Annotated in this window: 15 protein-coding genes; 7 read left to right on the top strand and 8 right to left on the bottom strand. The window is 66.0% G+C overall.

Annotated elements, in window-relative coordinates; genetic code table 11:
- Positions 1-2: 2 nt before the first annotated feature.
- Positions 3-470: a MarR family winged helix-turn-helix transcriptional regulator gene (locus ACVT6V_RS28090; RefSeq protein ID WP_489897330.1), complete on the top strand. Its 468-nt coding sequence runs from the start codon at positions 3-5 to the stop codon at positions 468-470.
- Positions 471-791: 321 nt separating this feature from the next.
- Here the strand turns inward: ACVT6V_RS28090 and ACVT6V_RS28085 are convergent, their stop codons facing one another.
- Positions 792-2,243, bottom strand: a complete 1,452-nt coding sequence (locus ACVT6V_RS28085; protein ID WP_489897329.1) for an NF041680 family putative transposase — start codon at positions 2,241-2,243, stop codon at positions 792-794.
- 333 nt (positions 2,244-2,576) lie between these two features.
- Complete coding sequence (locus tag ACVT6V_RS28080) at positions 2,577-3,233, bottom strand: GNAT family N-acetyltransferase (protein WP_489897328.1); 657 nt, start codon at positions 3,231-3,233, stop codon at positions 2,577-2,579.
- Positions 3,234-3,414: 181 nt separating this feature from the next.
- Between ACVT6V_RS28080 and fadD8 the strand changes: the two genes are divergently transcribed.
- Positions 3,415-5,055, top strand: coding sequence for a fatty-acid--CoA ligase FadD8 (fadD8, locus tag ACVT6V_RS28075; protein WP_489897327.1), 1,641 nt, complete (start codon positions 3,415-3,417; stop codon positions 5,053-5,055).
- A gap of 375 nt (positions 5,056-5,430) precedes the next feature.
- On the opposite strand, the gene ACVT6V_RS28070 is transcribed toward fadD8, so the two are convergent.
- Positions 5,431-6,666, bottom strand: coding sequence for a cytochrome P450 (locus ACVT6V_RS28070; RefSeq protein ID WP_489897326.1), 1,236 nt, complete (start codon positions 6,664-6,666; stop codon positions 5,431-5,433).
- A 34-nt stretch (positions 6,667-6,700) separates the two neighbouring features.
- Positions 6,701-7,957 carry a cytochrome P450 gene (locus ACVT6V_RS28065; RefSeq protein WP_489897325.1) on the bottom strand — a complete coding sequence of 419 codons (1,257 nt, stop codon included), beginning with the start codon at positions 7,955-7,957 and terminating at the stop codon, positions 6,701-6,703.
- A gap of 216 nt (positions 7,958-8,173) precedes the next feature.
- Here ACVT6V_RS28065 and ACVT6V_RS28060 point away from each other — a divergent pair, with 216 nt between their 5' ends.
- Entirely contained in the window at positions 8,174-9,775 is a 1,602-nt protein-coding gene (locus tag ACVT6V_RS28060; RefSeq protein WP_489901050.1) for an HNH endonuclease signature motif containing protein, read from the top strand.
- Positions 9,776-9,850: 75 nt separating this feature from the next.
- On the top strand, positions 9,851-10,456 hold the full coding sequence (locus tag ACVT6V_RS28055; protein WP_489897324.1) for a TetR/AcrR family transcriptional regulator: 606 nt from the start codon (positions 9,851-9,853) through the stop codon (positions 10,454-10,456).
- Positions 10,457-10,526: 70 nt separating this feature from the next.
- Here ACVT6V_RS28055 and ACVT6V_RS28050 read toward each other — a convergent pair whose 3' ends face one another.
- Positions 10,527-11,006, bottom strand: coding sequence for a nitroreductase family deazaflavin-dependent oxidoreductase (locus ACVT6V_RS28050; RefSeq protein WP_489897323.1), 480 nt, complete (start codon positions 11,004-11,006; stop codon positions 10,527-10,529).
- A 1-nt stretch (position 11,007) separates the two neighbouring features.
- Complete coding sequence (locus ACVT6V_RS28045) at positions 11,008-12,171, bottom strand: steroid 3-ketoacyl-CoA thiolase (RefSeq protein WP_489897322.1); 1,164 nt, start codon at positions 12,169-12,171, stop codon at positions 11,008-11,010.
- 337 nt (positions 12,172-12,508) lie between these two features.
- Between ACVT6V_RS28045 and ACVT6V_RS28040 the strand changes: the two genes are divergently transcribed.
- The 3 genes from ACVT6V_RS28040 (at position 12,509) to ACVT6V_RS28030 (ending at position 14,929) form a co-directional block, all read left to right on the top strand.
- Positions 12,509-13,798, top strand: a complete 1,290-nt coding sequence (locus ACVT6V_RS28040) for a cytochrome P450 (RefSeq protein ID WP_489897321.1) — start codon at positions 12,509-12,511, stop codon at positions 13,796-13,798.
- Complete coding sequence (locus ACVT6V_RS28035) at positions 13,795-14,259, top strand: nuclear transport factor 2 family protein (RefSeq protein ID WP_489897320.1); 465 nt, start codon at positions 13,795-13,797, stop codon at positions 14,257-14,259. The genes ACVT6V_RS28040 and ACVT6V_RS28035 overlap by 4 nt, the downstream gene beginning before the upstream one ends.
- 124 nt (positions 14,260-14,383) lie before the next feature.
- On the top strand, positions 14,384-14,929 hold the full coding sequence (locus tag ACVT6V_RS28030) for a carboxymuconolactone decarboxylase family protein (protein ID WP_489897319.1): 546 nt from the start codon (positions 14,384-14,386) through the stop codon (positions 14,927-14,929).
- Positions 14,930-15,273: 344 nt separating this feature from the next.
- Here the strand turns inward: ACVT6V_RS28030 and ACVT6V_RS28025 are convergent, their stop codons facing one another.
- Positions 15,274-16,452, bottom strand: coding sequence for a thiolase domain-containing protein (locus ACVT6V_RS28025; protein ID WP_489897318.1), 1,179 nt, complete (start codon positions 16,450-16,452; stop codon positions 15,274-15,276).
- On the bottom strand, positions 16,452-17,486 hold the full coding sequence (locus ACVT6V_RS28020; RefSeq protein ID WP_489897317.1) for a thiolase domain-containing protein: 1,035 nt from the start codon (positions 17,484-17,486) through the stop codon (positions 16,452-16,454). The genes ACVT6V_RS28025 and ACVT6V_RS28020 overlap by 1 nt, the downstream gene beginning before the upstream one ends.
- Positions 17,487-17,503 lie beyond the last annotated feature (17 nt).

Genomic DNA, 17,503 nt, shown 5'->3' with positions numbered 1-17,503 from the left:
CGATGAGTGACCTGGACGAAGCGGTGGCCGAGGAGGCGAACCCGCTGCTACTGGAGCGGCAGGTGTGCTTCGCGCTGGCTGTCGCGAATCGGTCGGTGCTGAAGATCTATCGCCGGCTGCTCGAGCCTCTCGGACTGACCCATCCCCAATATCTGGTTATGCTGGCGCTGTGGGAGACCTCGCCCCGCGCTGTGAAGGACATCGGTCATGTCCTGCAACTGGATTCGGCGACTCTCTCGCCCCTGCTCAAGCGCCTCGAGTCGGCCGGCCTCGTCATGAGGCAACGTCGCGGCGACGACGAACGCAACGTCGACATCGCCCTGACCGACGAGGGTCGAGCGTTGCGCGAGCAGGCGCTGGCCATCCCTCCGGCCGTCGTCGAGGCGCTCGGCGTCGACCTCGAGGTGCTCGAAGAACTCCATGGGGTGCTCACCCGCGTGAATGCCGCTGCGGTGCAGGCTGATCCGTGACGCCGCGCCACCGATCCCGGTGGTGCGGTCACCGTCCCGTCGGGGGTTCGGTGACGGTATGCCACATGTCCCGTGGATTCGGGTCAACCGGTGACTCGAATTCACGGCAGATCGCGGAAGTCGGTTACGAGGAGTCGGAGTGCTGGCGCCACCTCCCGGTCGCTGTGGAGGTCGGGGGGGTCGGTGGCACCACCGGGTCGCTGTGGAGGTTTGGGGCGGTAGCGGAGCAACGTCACCCCCGGTCCCTGAGCTGAGGAGTTCCGGAGGTCACCCCGGTCCCTGAGGAGTTCCGGAGGTCACCCCGGTCCCTGAGCTTGAGTTTTATCCTTTGGGTTTGGTCGTTTTCTGTTTGTTTTTGGTGGTGGAGTGGTGTTTTCCGATGTGGTGGCGGGTGGCGGGGCGGGTGTTGGGGGTGCCTTTGGGGCGTCCGGGGCCGGGTTTGCTGGGTTTTGGCGCGCTGGCCAGAGGGGGCAGGGTGGCGTGGATGCGGGGAAACCCGCGGCGGACGCGGGCGGGGGTCAGGCGTTGGGGTGGGGCGGGTTTTTCCCAGGGGCGGCGGGCGTCTTCGGCGAGGGGTCGGGCCAGGCGTAGTTGGGTGTAGGCGATGATGATCAGCCAGGTCCAGCGGTCGGCGGATTGGGGGCTGCGGATTTTGGGGGCGGTCCAGCCCAGGGTTTGTTTGAACAGTCGGAAGGTGTGTTCGAGGTCGAATCGGCGGAGGTAGAGTTGCCAGAACCGATCCTGTTGTGCCGCTTGGAGTTCGGGGTCAGAACACCAGAGCCAGACGGGCTGGGGGTGGCGGTCACCGGGGAGATGGTCGACGGTGAGGCGGATGACGGTGCCCTCGACGATCGGCAGCAGTCCGCGGTGGCGGGTCCAGAGTCCGCGGCGCTCGAGGCGGGGGTGCTGGCGGTGCCAGGCGGTGGCGGTGGCGGTGCCGTAGCGGCTGGTCTCGGTGGTGGTGACCGCCGTCGGTGTGGGCTGGTCGTGGGGGTCGGCGAAGGCCAGCCGGGGTCCGTGGCGGGCCGGGCGGCCGGCGGCGGCCGGGGGTGGTGGCGGCCCGAACAGGACCCGGTCAGAGCGCATCCGGCCCAGGATCACCACGGGCAGGTCGGCCAGCAGGAAGGCCAGCAGCGGCAGGTCGTAGCCGGCGTCGAAGACGATCAGGATGTCGGGGTCGCCCCGACGGTGTTGGCCGGCGGTGCGGAGCCGGGCGATCACCGCGCGGAGTTGGGTGGCGGTGACTTCGGTGGCATCGTCGTCGGGATGTAGTCGCTGCGTGTCGAGCACCGCGGTCCAGCAACTGCGGCCGGGTTCGAGGACGGCGACCACCGAGTACTGCCAGCCGGGGATCATCTGCGCTTGCGCCCGCTTCCCACGTCCGTAGACGTGGCAGAACGCGCGTTCGGGGCTGGTGGGGGCGTCCGGGCGTAGCCACGGGCTGACATCGACGGCCAGGACCAGGCGCCCGTCGGTATCGCGGGGCAGCGGCCCGGCCGCCAACGCATCCCGAACCTTGTCGATATCGATTGCACCGCAATTGATGGCGTCGTACAAACCGCCGTGACTGCGGCGGTGTTCGCGGGCCAGGGACAACTCGACGAAGGTGTTGACCGGCCCCGCCGAACACAGCACGGCGTCGGTCACCTCGAACAACCCATCGCGCCGCGCGGTCATCGCGTGATAGACGGTGTGGCGAAACGCTGCCAGTTCGGCGTGCGCCCGCGCGCCGAGTTGGTCGACCGCCGACACATCGGGCACACTGCAAGACACGGCCACCACCTGCGTTCTCTCGAGGCTCTTCGCATGAACCTCAAGAGGAACAGGCGGTGGCCGTCTTGCACACACGACACGCCGAGTAACACCAAACCCATCAGCCCCACACGTCCCACAGCTTAAAACTCAAGCTGAGGAGTTCCGGAGCGCTAGCGGAGGAACGTCACGAAGGGCCGCCCTTCGTGACGCTCGCAAGCTCGCTCCTCAGGGACCGGGGTGGGGTTCTCATTCCAATCTCGCGCGGGGGACCGGGGGTGGGGTTCATTCCAAACTCGCCTCACGCACCGGATGACGCCGGTCATGTCGCCCCGACGGGAAGCGGCTGATCCCTTACGAACTCGGCGCGCGGACCACCATCGGGACACCGGGGAAGTAGGCGGCCATCTCCGAGCGCGACTTACGTAGGCACGCAGTGCCGTAGCCCTTCTTGCGATGGTCGGGGTGAATCCAGATGCGGACGTCCACTTCACCACCGGACAGTTCGCCGAAGACGAAGCCGACCTTGTCGCCGCCGTCGACGCCGACCAGCCAGACCGCGTCCTCGTTGTGGACGCGCTCGGTGGCCTTGGCGATCTCGTCGGCGATCTCACCGGCAGGTGTGCCCGAACCGTCGCCGGCGACCTTCAGCTCCTCGGTACGGACCTTGAACAGGTCGGCGTCCTTGCCCGCATCGAAGGGGCGGAGATCCAGGGAGTCTCCGCTGCTGGCCGGGCGCTCGGCGAGCGTGAACGTGATCGCGTTGTTCAGGTCGTCGAGCTCGGCCTGATTCTTTCGCCGCTCGTCCTTGGTGAGCTGGTAGAAAGACATGCCGAGGATCGCCTCGGCGCCCAGCGTGGACTTGTCGAGCAGCGTGGCGATCGCCTCGACCGCGTCATCGCGGTTCTCGGCGTCGACGATGGCGTCGAGGACCTCATGACGACGCTCTAGCGCGGTCAGGAGAGCGTCGGTGATGTCGCGGCGGGTGGTGGCCAGGTCCAGATCGGTCATGGTCACAGATCCTAGTTGAGAGTGCCGACGGATGTGACGGTGACCGCATGGCGGCATTACCAGAAATGAAACGTGTTCTATTCCAGTAATCGGCCTGGATCGGGAAGAAATGTCCACTTCATGGCCTTCGATGCCAGCCGGTTCTTCCGTAACTCTGTAACACGTCCTAGTCTTGATCACCATGACTGATGATCAGATTTCGACGTCCGACTTCGACCATCTGCGGGGCGGCACCCATCTGGGTGATCTGCTGGTGGCCGCGCTCCGTCGGCATGCCGACCGCAAGGTGCTCTTTCTCGGGGACACCGAACTCACCGGCCGGGAGATGGCTGACGCGGTCAGCCGCTACCAACAGGCGTTCGAGGCGATGGGTGCCGGCACCGGTTCGACAGTCGGCCTGCTGGCGCTGAATCGCCCCGAGGTGTTGCTGGTGATCGGCGCCGGGCAGACACAGGGGTGGCGTCGCACGGCGTTACATCCCCTCGGTTCGCTCGACGACCACGCCTACGTGCTGTCCGACGCGGGCGTCACCACGCTGGTCATCGATCCCGTGCCGATGTTCGTCGAACGTGCGGTCGCGCTCGTCGAGCGAGTCGACAGTCTCAAACAGGTGCTCACGCTGGGCCCGGTGCCCGAGGAACTCGCCGCCTACGGGCGCGACGTCATCGCCGAGGCGGACAACTACCGGCCCCGACCACTCGTCGCCGCCGATCTGCCGCCGGAGCACGTCGTCTCGATCACCTACACGGGTGGCACGACCGGTAAACCCAAGGGCGTCATCGGAACTGCCCGGGCCATGTCGACGATGACCCAGATCCAGCTGTCCGAGTGGGAGTGGCCGGAGAACCCGCGATTCCTCATGTGCACGCCGCTCTCGCACGCCGGTGCCGCATTCTTCGTGCCGACGCTCATCAAGGGCGGATCGATGGTGGTGATGGCCAAGTTCGATCCGGCGGAGGTGTTGCGCGTGATCGAGGCGGAACGCATCACCGCGACGATGCTGGTGCCGTCGATGTTGTACGCGCTGATGGATCACCCGGACTCCAAGACCCGTGACCTGTCGTCGCTCGAAACCGTGTATTACGGTGCGTCGGCGATCAATCCGGTGCGGCTGGCCGAGGCCATCGAGCGGTTCGGCCCGATCTTCGCCCAGTACTACGGGCAATCCGAGGCGCCGATGGTGATCAGCTACCTGGGAAAAAACGACCACCCGAAGCCGGGGGAGGATCCGCGCAGATTGAGTAGTTGCGGTCGGCCGTCGGCATTCTTGCGGACCGCGTTGCTCGGTCCCGACGACAAGCCAGTGTCTCCGGGCGAGCCGGGTGAGATCTGTGTCGCCGGACCGCTGTTGGCAGGTGGCTACTGGGGACTGCCCGAGCAGACCGCCGACACCTTCCGCGATGGTTGGCTACGGACCGGCGACGTGGCGCGCGAGGACGCCGACGGGTTCTGGTACATCGTCGACCGCACCAAGGACATGATCGTCACCGGCGGCTTCAACGTGTTCCCGCGCGAGGTGGAAGACGTTGTGGCCGAGCATCCCTCGGTCGGCCAGGTCGGCGTGATCGGCGTGCCCGACGACAAGTGGGGCGAGGCGGTCACCGCTGTCGTCGTGCTGCGCGGCGACGCCGAGCAGAGCGAGGACGCCAAGACCCGCGTCACCGCCGAGATCCAGCAGGCGGTCAAGGACCGCAAGGGCGCCGTGCAGTCGCCGAAGCAGGTGATCTTCGCCGACTCGCTGCCCCTGACCGCGCTGGGAAAGCCGGACAAGAAGGCGTTGCGGGCGCAGTTCTGGGCGGACGCCGGTCGTAGCGTCGGCTGAGGGGTTCCGCGGGCGGGTGGTTTCGATACGCGTCGGGCTCGCTCCGCTCGGCCGACGCTACTCAACCAGCGGGTGGGGACGACCCATTCCGATCCCTGAGGAGCGTGCTTGCGAGTGTTACCACCTGGTCCCTGAGGAGCGAGCTTGGCGAGTGTTGCCACCCGGTCCCTGAGGAGCGAGCTTGCGAGTGTCACGAAGGGCGGCCCTTCGTGACGCATCCTCGCAAGCTCGGAGGCTCCTCAGGGACCGGAATGGTAGTGCTCGCAGGCTCGGAGGCTCCTCAGGGACCGGAATGGGTAGCGCACCATTTCGCTGGTCGAGTAGCCGCCGAGGCGCCAGCCGAGGCTGCGTATCGAGACCGCTCGACATCACAGCTCAGCCCAGGTACGACACCTGCAGGTCTTTGACCCCGTGTAGCCAGCCGGACCGGACACGTTGCGGTTCGGCGAGTTTGGTGATGTCAGGCACGAGGTCGGCGAGCGTGTTGAACATCGTACTGACCTCGAGGCGTGCGAGATTGGCGCCGATGCAGAAGTGCGCGCCGTTGCCGCCGAACGCGAGATGTGGGTTCGGGTCGCGGGTGATGTCGAAGGTGAACGGGTCGTCGAAGACTGTCTCGTCGTAATTGGCCGAGCTGTAGAACAATCCGACCCGCTGATCCTTGGCGATCCGAACACCGGCCACCTCGGTGTCGGTCTTGGCCGTGCGCTGGAAGCAGTGCACCGGTGTGGCCCAGCGGATGATCTCGTCGATCGCCGTCACCGGGCGCTCCCGCTTGTACAGGTCCCATTGGTCGGGGCGGTCGAGAAACGCGTTGAGGCCGTGGCTGATCGCGTTACGGGTCGTTTCGTTGCCCGCGATCACGAGAAGGATGACGAAGAACCCGAACTCGAGGTCGGTCAGCGCGTGTCCGTCGACATCTGCCTGGACCAGGGTGGTCACGAGGTCGTCGCGCGGCGTGGCGCGTCGATCCTCGGCCATGGTGTACGCGTAAGTGAGCAGGTTCGCGTTCGCGGTGAACGGGTCATATTTGTTGTCCGGGTCGTCGGGGTTGACCATGGAATCGGCCAGGTCGCACAGGTATCCGCGGTCGGTCGCCGGCACCCCGAGGAGATCGAGGATCGCCCGCAGGGGTAGGTGGACGGCGACGTCGTCGACGAAGTTGCCGGAGCCCTTGGCGGCCGCCTCGTGCACGATCTCACGGGCGTGCGCAGTCATCTGCTCCTCGAGCGAGGCCACCGCGCGCGGGGTGAACATCCGGGACACGATCTTGCGCATGCGCGTGTGTTCGGGTGGGTCCATGTTCAGCAAAAACGCCCGCCCTGCATGCACCTGCTCGCGCGTGGCGGATTCCGGCACGCGCACCACAGCGCCCTTTTCGTAGTTGGACCACGTCGCGGTGTCCTTCGAGATGGCCCGGATGTCCACGTGACGGCTGATGACCCAGAAACCCTCGTCGTCGAAGAAGGCCGGCCCGATGGCCTGTTTGTTCCACCAGACCGGCGCGGTCGCGCGTCGCGCCGCGAATTGGGCAAGCGGAAGTCCTTGCTCGAGGAGATCGGGGTCGGTGAAGTCGATGTCCTCGAACGGCTGGGTGGTCGATGCGGTCATGTCATCCTCGCGATCCGCGCCGGTGTGCCTTACGTCACACGACGGTACCTTGTGAGTAGCGGACCGGGAGGTCCTTGACGCCGTTCAGCCATCCCGACCGCACTCGTCGCAACTCGCCGATCCGGGTGATGTCGGGCAGGGCGTCGGCAATGGCTGTGAAGATGAGATCCAGCTCGAGCCGGGCCAGGTTGGCACCGATGCAGAAGTGTGCTCCGTTGCCGCCGAACGCGAGGTGCGGATTGGGATCGCGGGTGATGTCGAAATCGAACGGGTCGGTGAAGACATCCTCGTCGTAGTTTGCCGAGCTGTAGAACAGGCCGACGCGTTGACCACGCGCGATGTCGACGCCACCGACCTGGGTGTCGGTCAGCGCGGTCCGCTGGAACGCGTGCACCGGCGTTGACCAGCGCAGGATCTCGTCCACAGCGGTCGACGGCCGCTCGCGCCGGTACAGCTCCCATTGTTCCGGGTGGTCGAGGAAGGCGTTCATCCCATGGCTGGTCGCATTCCTGGTGGTCTCGTTGCCGGCGGTGATCAGCAGGATGACGAAGAAGCCGAACTCGGCCTCGTCGAGAGCGTCACCGTCGAGATCAGCCTGTACGAGCGTGGTGACGATGTCGTCGGTGGGATTCCGGCGACGCTCCTCGGCCATTGCATAGGCGTAGCCGAGCAGTTCGGCGTTGGCGGTGGTCGGATCGATCGAATGGTCGGGATCGTCGCTGTTGATGATGGCGTCGACGAGCTCGTGGATGCGCGCGCGATCGGCGTCGGGGACGCCGATGAGATCGAGGATGGCCTGCAGCGGCAGGTGGATCGCGATGTCGTCGACGAAGTTTCCGGCGCCCTTCTCTGCCGCCCGCTGGACGATCTGTCGCGCGGACTCGGTCAACCGCTCCTCGAGTGCCGCGACGGCCCGAGGCGTGAAGAGTCGCGACACGATCTTCCGCAGACGGGTGTGCTCCGGCGGATCGTGGTTGACCAGCAATGCCTTGGTGAACTCCAGCTGGTCAGGGGTGATGTAGTCCGGCAGCCGGATGATCGCACCGTTCGCGTTGGTCGACCACAACTGGTTGTTCTTGGAGATCTCCCGGATATGGGCGTGTCGGGAGATCACCCAGAAACCACCATCGTTGAATCCGGAGGTGCCGGACGGCTGCGCGTTCCACCACACCGGGGCGGTCTTGCGGAGTTCAGCGAATTGGGTGATCGGTATCCCGGTGGCCAGCAGGTCGGGGTCGGTGAAATCGAAATTCTGGCCGAACGGGCACACGCCCTGAGTTGCTGTCGTCATCGCTACCTCTCCGCCGTGGTCAGCTGTCGGCTGCGGCAGGCATCGACGGACATCACTGTGGCAACCATCACTACACCATACACTTATGAAATATGCGTATGGTCTGTGGTCGGTCGCGATGGGCCCGGAGGTGCCCGTCGGAGCTCGGTTGCGGGCGTCGCGATTCTCGTCTACTCTCGAACATGCATTCGAATGATGGTCCGCTGGGGGGTGGGTATGGCCGAGCTGAACACGCACGACACGCTGAACACACACGACGCGCAGGAGTCGTTGTCGGAGGTGCCGGGTCTGCTCACTGAGTTGCATGCGGTGTTGGATCGGTTGGCGGCGGCGGATCTGACGCGCTGTAGTGATGCGGAGGTGCTGGCGGTGGCGCGGGCCTCGGAGCGGGCGGTCAATCGGCAGTTGTTCGAGGGCAATCGCCAGATTCTGGAGTTGTCGGATCGGGGTGTGCCGCGGGCGATGGGGTTTCGGAGTTTGACGAACTTCCTCAACGTCGAGGTGCGGGTCTCCGAACCGGGCCGCCGTAAAGACCAGATCGCGGCGACCGGGCGGATGCGGCAGTTGGGTGGGCAGTGCGCCGAACCACGCTATCCGGAGTTGGCGGCCGCGTTCGCGGCCGGGCAGGTCGGCCCGGCGCATCTGAGCACGGTGATCGACATTCTGGAGACGATCCCGCAGCAGGCGCCCCACGACAAGAAGGTGGCCGCCGAGGCGTCGTTGGCCGAGCTGGCCGCCAAACACACCCCGGATGAGATCGTGATCCTCGGTCAGCGGGTGTTGGCGCATCTGGATCCGGACGGCGAGTTGACCGACGACAGTGATCGGAAACGTAAGCGGAATCTGTGGCTGAATCGGCAGAACGCGCAGCAGATGTCGAAACTGACCGGCCATCTGGATCCGGAAACCCGGGCGTTGCTGGAGATGATGCTGGCCGCGTGGGCCAAACCCGGCCTCAACAACCCCGAGGACCCCGACGCCCCTTCGGGTGCCGAGGAAGACGCCGACCCCGAGGCGCTGAAAGCGGCCGCCGCCCGCGACACCCGCACCCAGGCCCAGCGCAATCATGATGCGTTGGCGGCCTTGTTGCGGGCAGTGTTTGCAGATGGGTTGCTGGGCAAATCCCATCGGGGGTTGCCGGTGCAGCTGATCGTCAAGGCCGACCTCACCGATCTGATCCGGGAGACCGGATTCGGCACCACCGCCACCGGGTCGCTGTTGCCGATCACCGATGTGATCCGGTTGGCCGCCGAGGCCCAACAGTATTTGGCGGTGTTCGCCGACGCGAGCCCGCAACCCCTGTATTTCGGGCAGGCCAAACGGTGTGCCACCCGGGCTCAACGGTTGGCGTCGTTCGCCCGCCCGGACGGGGAGGTGTGCTCGGCACCCGGCTGTGATCAGCCGGCCTCCCACGTCGAACTGCATCACGCCCGCCGCGACTTCGCTGATGGCGGATTGACCGACATCATCGATCTGACCCCGGCGTGCCCGAAACACAACCGGATGGTCGGACCCGGGATCGGCCAGTTCACCACCGGCATCTACGAGGACGGCCCCCACACCGGCCGCACCTGGTGGCGGCGCAACACCGCCGACGGTGCACCGCCGAACCCGCAGGAGTTCAACCGGCGCCCCGACATCGCGGTGCTCTACGCGCAGCACCTCGAGCAGGTTCGCGCACAACTCCACCCACCACCGCAACCAGACGCGCCGCCCCCCGACGACGGCCCGCACCTGCACCTCACCGAGACGATCCCCACACCGATCTCGGTCATCGAAGCACGCCTCGCACTCGCGCTGCTCACAACCCACCGCTGAGATAACGCCAGAAACGCTTCTCTGCCGCACCAGACGCCGTTTCGATCGGGTCGACCGCCGGTAGGGTGATCAGTCATGCGCACGCACGGCTGGGGCGGTCGGGTGCCTCTCAACGACGACGAGGCGAAGAGTCGGATACTCGCTGCGACCCGCTCGACGATCGACCGTCGTGGTGCTGCGACCAGCATCGCCGACGTGGCCAGGGAGCTCGGGGTCACCCGACAGACCGTGTATCGCTACTACGGCAGCACCGACGAATTGCTCACCGCGACCGCCATCGGTGCGGTGGACGCGCTGCTCGATCGGATGGCGCTGCGGCTGCGCGGGATCGGATCGGCCGACAAAGCGGTTGTCGAGGGACTCGCGGCGGTCCTCGAGGAACTCGAGTCGGACGACTATGTGGGCCTGCTGTTACGCGCCGACCGGGTGAGCGTGCCCGTCGTCGGCGAGTTCACGTCCGAGATCGGGCGTACCTTCGCCTGGTCGATGGTCGACAAGATGGACGTCGACTGGGCCGCAGATGGCTACGACGCTGCCGCTATCGACATCGTCGTCGAGATCATATTGCGCACACTGCAATCCATGGTCCTCGACCGAGGAGATCCGCCGCGCGACGGGCCGGCGCTGCGTACTTTCTTGGACCAGTGGACAGGTGCGTCCATTCGTGCGCTGGCGCACTGATCAGCGCGGCTCGCAGATCAGCACCGGGATCGTCGGCTCCGCCGTGACATGTGGGTGGCCGGGAGCTCCGTCAGCGCGGCTCGCAGATCACCACCGGAATCGTCCGCTCCGTCCAGGCCGCGTAAGTGTCGAAATCGGCATAGAGGTCGACCAGATCGGGCCACAGTTCGTCACGTTCGGTCTCGGATGCCGTGCGTGCCACCAGCTCGAACTTGTCGCGCCCCACTTGAATGGTGACCTCGGGTGTGGCCTGCAGGTTGAGATACCAGGCGGGATTCTTGGCGAGACCACCCTGCGACGCGACGACGATGAACGCGTCGCCGCGCCGCAGGTAGATCAGCGGAGCGGTGCGGGGTTCGCCGGTCTTGCGTCCGATCGTGGTGAGCAGACAGACCGGCGCCGGCTTGCGCATGGCCGCGCCGATCCGCCACGTGTTGCCCAGTCGGCCGCCGGTTGCCTTGTACAGCTTGGTGTTCAGCCGCGAACCGAGCTTGATCGCCTTGGCGACCACGGGTGAGTCCAACTGGTCGGGCCGTGCATCCGCATCCATCTCAGATGCGCTCGATGATCGTGCCCGTCGAGAGTGCGCCGCCTGCGCACATCGTGACCAACGCGGTCTGCTTGTCGGTGCGTTCCAGCTCGTGCAGCGCTGTGGTGATCAACCGGGATCCGGTGCTGCCCACCGGATGACCGAGTGCGATGGCGCCGCCGTTGACGTTCACCCGATCCATGTCCGCGTGGTGTACCTGTGCCCAGCTGAGCACCACCGATGCGAAGGCCTCGTTGATCTCGACCAGGTCGATGTCCGAGAGGGCCATTCCGGACTTCTCCAGCACACGTTCGGTCGCCTGCACGGGGCCGTCGAGATGGTAGTAGGGCTCGGCACCGACGAGCGCCTGGGCCTTGATGCGCGCGCGGGGCGTGAGTCCGAGCGCGCGTGCCTTCGACTCATCCATGATGAGCACGGCGGCGGCGCCGTCGGAGATCTGTGACGACGTCCCCGCGGTGTGAATACCGTCGTCGATGACCGGCTTGAGCGCAGCGAGGGACTCGAGCGTCGTGTCCCGCAGACCCTGATCGCGGACGACATCGAGAATGTTGCCGGTGAGCTCGCCGTCTTTGGTGCGTTCAGGGGCCTTCAGCGTGAGGACCTCGCGGTCGAACCGTCGCTCGTCCCACGCCTGCTTCGCCAATCGCTGACTGCGTTCGCCCAGCCAGTCGACGTCGGCGCGGCCGATGCCGCGTCGCTTGGCGATGCGCTCGGCTGCCTCGAACTGGTTCGGCATGTCGATGTCCCACGAGTCTGCGTGGTACGGACCGGCATTCGTGCCGACGTTGGCGCCGAGGGGAACCGTCGACATCATCTCGATGCCACACGCGACACCCACATCGATGGCGTCGGTCGCGATGAGGCCGGCGATGAGGTGGTTGGCCTGTTGCGCTGAGCCGCACTGGCAGTCGATGGTGGTGGCGCCGGCGGTGTCGGGGAGCCCCGCAGCCAGCCAGGCCTTGCGGGTGATGTTGCCCGCCTGGGCGCCGGCCTGCGTGACGCAGCCGCCGATCACCTGCTCGACGATCCCCGGGTCGACACCCGCCTTGTCGAGGAGTCCGCGCTGGGCCGCTCCCAGGAGTTCCTCGGCGTGCAGGCCCGAGAGCCATCCGGCTCGCTTGCCGATCGGCGTCCGAGCTGCCTCCACGATCACGGGCACACCCATGCCTGTCTCCTCGTCTGTTGGTCTACGTCGACATCATCAAATTAGAACAAGTTCCTGTTCCAGTCTACGGCGGGGTTCATCGCCGACGGGGGTTGGGGATCGAACAGGTTCTCACAAACGCCGCATGGGTGGTGGTGGGCCGGATCGGACATCGGTGGTGCCCCCGACCGGCGGCCGCGCATCGATGTCGCAATGAATATTGATACTATTTCTGCACTTCGCAGCGTTCTGGCGCCGCCAAAACTAGAACAAGTTCTCGTTGGGGACTGTTATCGGCGCCACAATGTGCTTCAATGAGATTGAAACAGGTTCTAATCTCACAGCGAGGTGGTGTGACGTGACCCAGGCTCAGGGTGCGACGACCGGCGCCGACACGGGGGGCGCTGAGGCAGGATGTCCGTTCATGGAGGAGGAGGGCTGGGACTTCACCAGCCCGGCCCTGCTCGAGAAGGGCATCCCGGTCAAGGAGTTCGCGCAACTCCGCAGAACGGCTCCGGTCTGGTGGAATGCCCAATTGCCGGGCAAGGGGGGTGGCTTCCACGACGGAGGCTATTGGGTCGTCTCGAAGCACGCCCACATCCGGGAGATCTCCAAGAACAACGACGACTGGGCGACCGCGCCCAACGGCGTCATCATGCGTTTCGAAGACGAGATGACGCAGGAACAGCTCGACGTCACCAAGGCGTTGCTGATCAACCACGACCCGCCGGACCACACCCGTCTGCGCAAGCTGGTGTCCAAGGCGTTCACCCCGCGTGCCGTGCAGGCGCTGGAGGACAAGCTCGACAACGCGGCACGCACCATCGTCGGCAAGGCCGCGGAGAAGGGAACCGGTGACTTCGTCCACGACGTGGCCGTCGACCTCCCGCTGTTGGCCATCGCCGATCTGTTGGGCGTTCCCGAAGTCGACCGCGAGAAGCTGTTCGACTGGTCGAACTCGATGATGAACTACGACGATCCCGACTTCACCGAGGACCCGCAGCTGGCCTCCGCGGAGATCCTCGGCTACGGCTACACGATGGCCGAGGAACGTCGGAAGTCGCCGGTCGATGACATCGTCTCCACTCTGGTGAATGCCGACATCGACGGACAGAGTCTCGACGAGACCGAGTTCGGCTTCTTCTTCATCCTGCTGACCGTCGCCGGCAACGAGACCACCCGCAACGCGATCAGCCACGGCATGAACGCGTTCCTGGAACACCCCGATCAGTGGGAGCTGTTCAAGAAGGAGCGACCGGCCACCGCCGTCGACGAGATCGTCCGGTGGGCCACGCCCGTCAACTGCTTCCAGCGAACCGCCAAGCGCGACACCCAGATCGGTGGCGTCGACGTGAAGGAAGGCGAGCGCGTCGGCCTGTTCTACGGCTCGGCGAACTACGACGAGGACGTCTTCGACGACCCGTTCGACTTCAATATCCTCAGGGACCCCAACCCGCACGTCGGATTCGGCGGCAACGGCGCTCATTTCTGTGTCGGCGCGAACCTGGCCCGGATGGAGATCAACCTGATGTTCAACGCGCTGGCCGACCTGGTCCCCGACATCAGTCGGCTCGAGGCCCCCCGTCGTCTCCGTCACGGATGGATCAACGGCGTGAAGGAGCTGCAGGTCGACTACGGGACGAAATGACAACCCAGCAGGCCGGACCGGGTCATGACACCCCGGCCTATCTGAACATCGATCGCGAGAATCATCCCGCGGTCGTGGCCGGCCGTCGATCTCGTGAGCTGGTCGCATCGCGCGACAAGCAGGCGTGGGTGGACAACTTCGCCGCCGAGGGGTCGGTGGAGGATCCGGTCGGGCCGTCCATGTTCGATCCCGAGGGCAAGGGCTTCCGCGGGCACGGACAGATCGCCGAGTTCTGGGACAAGTCGATCGCGACGACGGAGAGCATCGAGTTCGTCTTCGACGACGAGATCATCTGCGGTAACGAGGTCGCCTATGTCGGCAAGATCGTCACGCACATAGCGGGGCACGTCTCCGAGGCGCACGGTGTGTTCACCTACCGGGCCGACGATGATGGCAAACTCCTTGCGCTGCGGGCATTCTGGGAGGTCGAGAAGACCATCAACTCGGTTCGTCGCGCCTGAGGAGCAGATCACGAATCCACCCCGCCTCTTGTCAGACACCTTCGTCGCGTACCAAGGTGAATGACGAGAGGCGGGGTGGATGTCGTCACCGCCCCGTACCGTACTCGGCTGCAAAGGTGGAGCGATGCGCGCTGTCGGAAGAATCGGCAACTATGGCAGGGCGCTTCGCGCGTCGAAGCGGCACCGCACCGACTTGTACCGATGGCTCCTGCGCCGGCCGCAGCTGGCCGGTGCGACCGGGATCTACGAAACCGCACTCCTGTTCAGCAACCGACTCGATCCGAGTCTCAAAGAACTCGCCGAACTCAAGACCGCCGGAATGGTGAGCTGCGAATTCTGTCTCGACATCGGCTCGGCGCTCGCTCGCGGCAGCGGAATCACCGAAGAGCAGCTACGCGACCTACCCCGGTTTCGCGACAGCGGCGCCTACAGCGCGCTGGAGAAGCTCGTCATCGGCTACGCCGAGGCGATGACCCGCACACCGGCTGTCGGCGACGACCTCACCGAACTGCGTACCCAGCTCTCGGCGCATCTGTCGCGTACCCAGATCGCCGAACTCGCCGCGACCATCGCCTGGGAGAACCAGCGGGCACGGCTGAATCAGGCCCTCGGCGTGCGCCCGACGGGGATGTCGGATGGCGCGGCGTGCGCGCTGCCGGAGGTCGAGTAGGGGTTCGGGGCGCTGTCGTGGGCTCGTGCCAGGCAGCGTTCCTGCCGAGAGAACCCGCTTTTTGCGCCGAGAGAACCCTTGTTTGTGCCGACGGCATCCTTGGGGAGTCGCGGGCGGGTTCTCTCGACGCAAAAGCGGGTTCTCTCGGCAGCCGTGCTGGGCGCGCTGGGAGGTGACCTTTCGGGCTGCAGCCGTGCTGGGCGCGCTGGGAGGTGACGTTTCGGGCGGCAGCCGTGCTGGGCGCGCTGGGAGTGACCTTTCGGGCGGCAGCCGTGCTGGGCGCGCTGGGAGGTGACGTTTCGGGCGGCAGCCGTGCTGGGTGCGCTGGGAGGTGACCTTTCGGGCTAGTGAATGGGCTTGTCGGCCCCCACCAGCCACATCGAGAAGTATTGCGAGCCACCGCCGTAGGCGTGTCCGAGCGCCTTGCGGGCGTCGGCGACCTGATGGTCGCCTGCTTTGCCCATCACCTGGATGGCGGCCTCGGCGAAGCGGATCATGCCGGACGCGCCGATCGGGTTCGACGACAGCACGCCGCCCGACGCGTTGAGCGGGATGCGCCCACCGATCTCGGTCTCGCCGGCCTCGGTGAGTTTCCACCCTTCGCCCTCAGGCGCGAATCCGAGGCTCTCCAACCACATCGGTTCGAACCAGGAGAACGGCACGTACACTTCGGCGACGTCGATCTCCTCGACGGGATTGTCGATGCCGCCGGCCTTCCACAGCGCGGCGGCGGCATCTCGGCTGGCCTGCGGGCTCACCACGTTGCGGTGTGCGAACGAGAGCGGTTCTGTGCGCATCGCGGTGGCGTGAATCCAGGCGACCGGATTGCCGCCCGCGATGGCGTCGTCGGCGACCTGCTCGTCGCCGATCACCACGGCGCACGCGCCATCGGAGGAGGGACACGTCTCGTCGTAACGGATGGGGTCCCACAGCATCTGGCTGGCCATCACCTTCTCGACGGTGAGGTCGGACTGCTGCAGGTGAGCGAGCGGGTTGAGCGAGCCGTTGCGCCGATCCTTGGCCGCGACCATCGCACCGATGTGCTCGGGTGCGCCGGACTGCCGGATGTAGGCGCGTACGTGGGGGGCGAAGAATCCGCCCGCCCCGGCGCCCACCGGCTTGGTGAACGGAACCGGGATCGACAGTGCCCACATGGCATTCGACTCCGACTGCTTCTCCCAGGCGACCGCCAGCACACGTTTGTGCACACCGGCGAACACCAGCGACGCGGCCACGTTTGCTGTCGAACCACCGACGGAACCCGCCGTGTGCACCCGGATCATTCGTTTGCCGACCGCGCCGAGCGCCTCGGCCATCGCGAGTTCCGGCATCATCGAACCCTCGAAGAGGTCCGGCGCCTTGCCGATCACGATCGCATCCACGTCGTCGAGTGACACGCGGGCGTCGGCCAGCGCGGCGTCGATGGCCTCACGGCACATGCCGGCCATCGTGACGTCGTGGCGTTTGGCGACGTACTTGGTCTGCCCGGTGCCGATGACAGCTGCGCGGTTGTTGTGTGCCATCAGTTCTCGTCTCCTGCCAGAGTGACCACCATGTTCTGCTGCAGCAGCGGACCGCTCGACGCATGCGCCAGCGCGGTGCCCGCGTTGCCCCTGAGGATCTCGTGCGCCGCGTAACCGACGCGCTGCAGGCCCGCGGAGAACAGTGAGTTGCCGGCCAGCGAGCCGCCGGACGGGTTGATCCGCACCGACTCGGGCAGTCCGAGTGCGTTGCGCACGATGAGTTCCTGGTGGGTGAACGACGCGTTGATCTCCGCCACGTCGACGGCGCGGCTGCGATCACCGAATGCGGTGTCGCCGGCCAGCTTCGTCGACGGCGACTCCGTGAGGTCGCGGGCCCCGAAGTTCGGTGTGTCGATGCGATGATCCCATCCGGTCACGAAGGCCGGGTTGGCGACCAGTTCGCGGGCCTTGCGTTCACTCGCGATGATCACCGCCGCCGCGGCGTCGGTGTACGGCGCGATGTCATGGGCGCGCAGCGGATTCGCCACGTAGTCCGCGGCGAGCAGATCGTCCACCGACGATCCGGTGGTGCGGGCGGCGACTGCCGCCATGTCCGCCTCGGTCCAGGCGCCGGAGTCGATGCCGGCCCGGGCCTGCAGGGCGCCGAGCGATCGCGCGTCCGGCCACAGCGGCCCGACGGTGTACGGGTCGAGCTGAAGGGCCAGGGTCTGATCCATGTTGCCCGAGGTGGACTTGCCGAAGCCGTAGGCCAGGGCCAGGTCGACTTCGCCGGTGGCGATCTTGACCCACGCCTCGTACAGGGCCCACGCGCCGTCCATCTCGACGTGCGACTCGTGGATGGGCGGCATGGCCCCGATCGAGTCGATCGCTGAGATGAACGAGAATGCCCGTCCGGCAAGGTAATCAGATGATCCGCTGCACCAGAACTCGATGTCGGTGCGGGCGATGCCGAGGTCGGCGTAGAGCTTGTTGAAGCATGGGATCAACATCTCGACACCATTGGTGGTGCCGTGTGTCCCGACGACGTTCGGGCTGTGTGCGAACCCGATGATCGCGATCCGGGGGAGGGTCACAGGTACTCCTTGAAGAT

This window comes from Gordonia sp. LMA167, assembly GCF_058130025.1.
Note: the sequence above shows the minus strand (reverse complement) of the source record. Positions and strands in the feature narration are given on the sequence as shown.

Bases quoted from the DNA above. Each gene is read 5' to 3' on its own strand.
- ACVT6V_RS28090 (WP_489897330.1), top strand. From the start codon at position 3: ATGAGTGACCTGGACGAAGCGGTGGCCGAGGAGGCGAACCCGCTGCTA.
- ACVT6V_RS28080 (WP_489897328.1), bottom strand. From the start codon at position 3,233: ATGACCGATCTGGACCTGGCCACCACCCGCCGCGACATCACCGACGCT.
- fadD8 (WP_489897327.1), top strand. From the start codon at position 3,415: ATGACTGATGATCAGATTTCGACGTCCGACTTCGACCATCTGCGGGGC.
- ACVT6V_RS28070 (WP_489897326.1), bottom strand. From the start codon at position 6,666: ATGACCGCATCGACCACCCAGCCGTTCGAGGACATCGACTTCACCGAC.
- ACVT6V_RS28065 (WP_489897325.1), bottom strand. From the start codon at position 7,957: ATGACGACAGCAACTCAGGGCGTGTGCCCGTTCGGCCAGAATTTCGAT.
- ACVT6V_RS28060 (WP_489901050.1), top strand. From the start codon at position 8,174: ATGGCCGAGCTGAACACGCACGACACGCTGAACACACACGACGCGCAG.
- ACVT6V_RS28055 (WP_489897324.1), top strand. From the start codon at position 9,851: ATGCGCACGCACGGCTGGGGCGGTCGGGTGCCTCTCAACGACGACGAG.
- ACVT6V_RS28050 (WP_489897323.1), bottom strand. From the start codon at position 11,006: ATGGATGCGGATGCACGGCCCGACCAGTTGGACTCACCCGTGGTCGCC.
- ACVT6V_RS28045 (WP_489897322.1), bottom strand. From the start codon at position 12,171: ATGGGTGTGCCCGTGATCGTGGAGGCAGCTCGGACGCCGATCGGCAAG.
- ACVT6V_RS28035 (WP_489897320.1), top strand. From the start codon at position 13,795: ATGACAACCCAGCAGGCCGGACCGGGTCATGACACCCCGGCCTATCTG.
- ACVT6V_RS28030 (WP_489897319.1), top strand. From the start codon at position 14,384: ATGCGCGCTGTCGGAAGAATCGGCAACTATGGCAGGGCGCTTCGCGCG.
- ACVT6V_RS28025 (WP_489897318.1), bottom strand. From the start codon at position 16,452: ATGGCACACAACAACCGCGCAGCTGTCATCGGCACCGGGCAGACCAAG.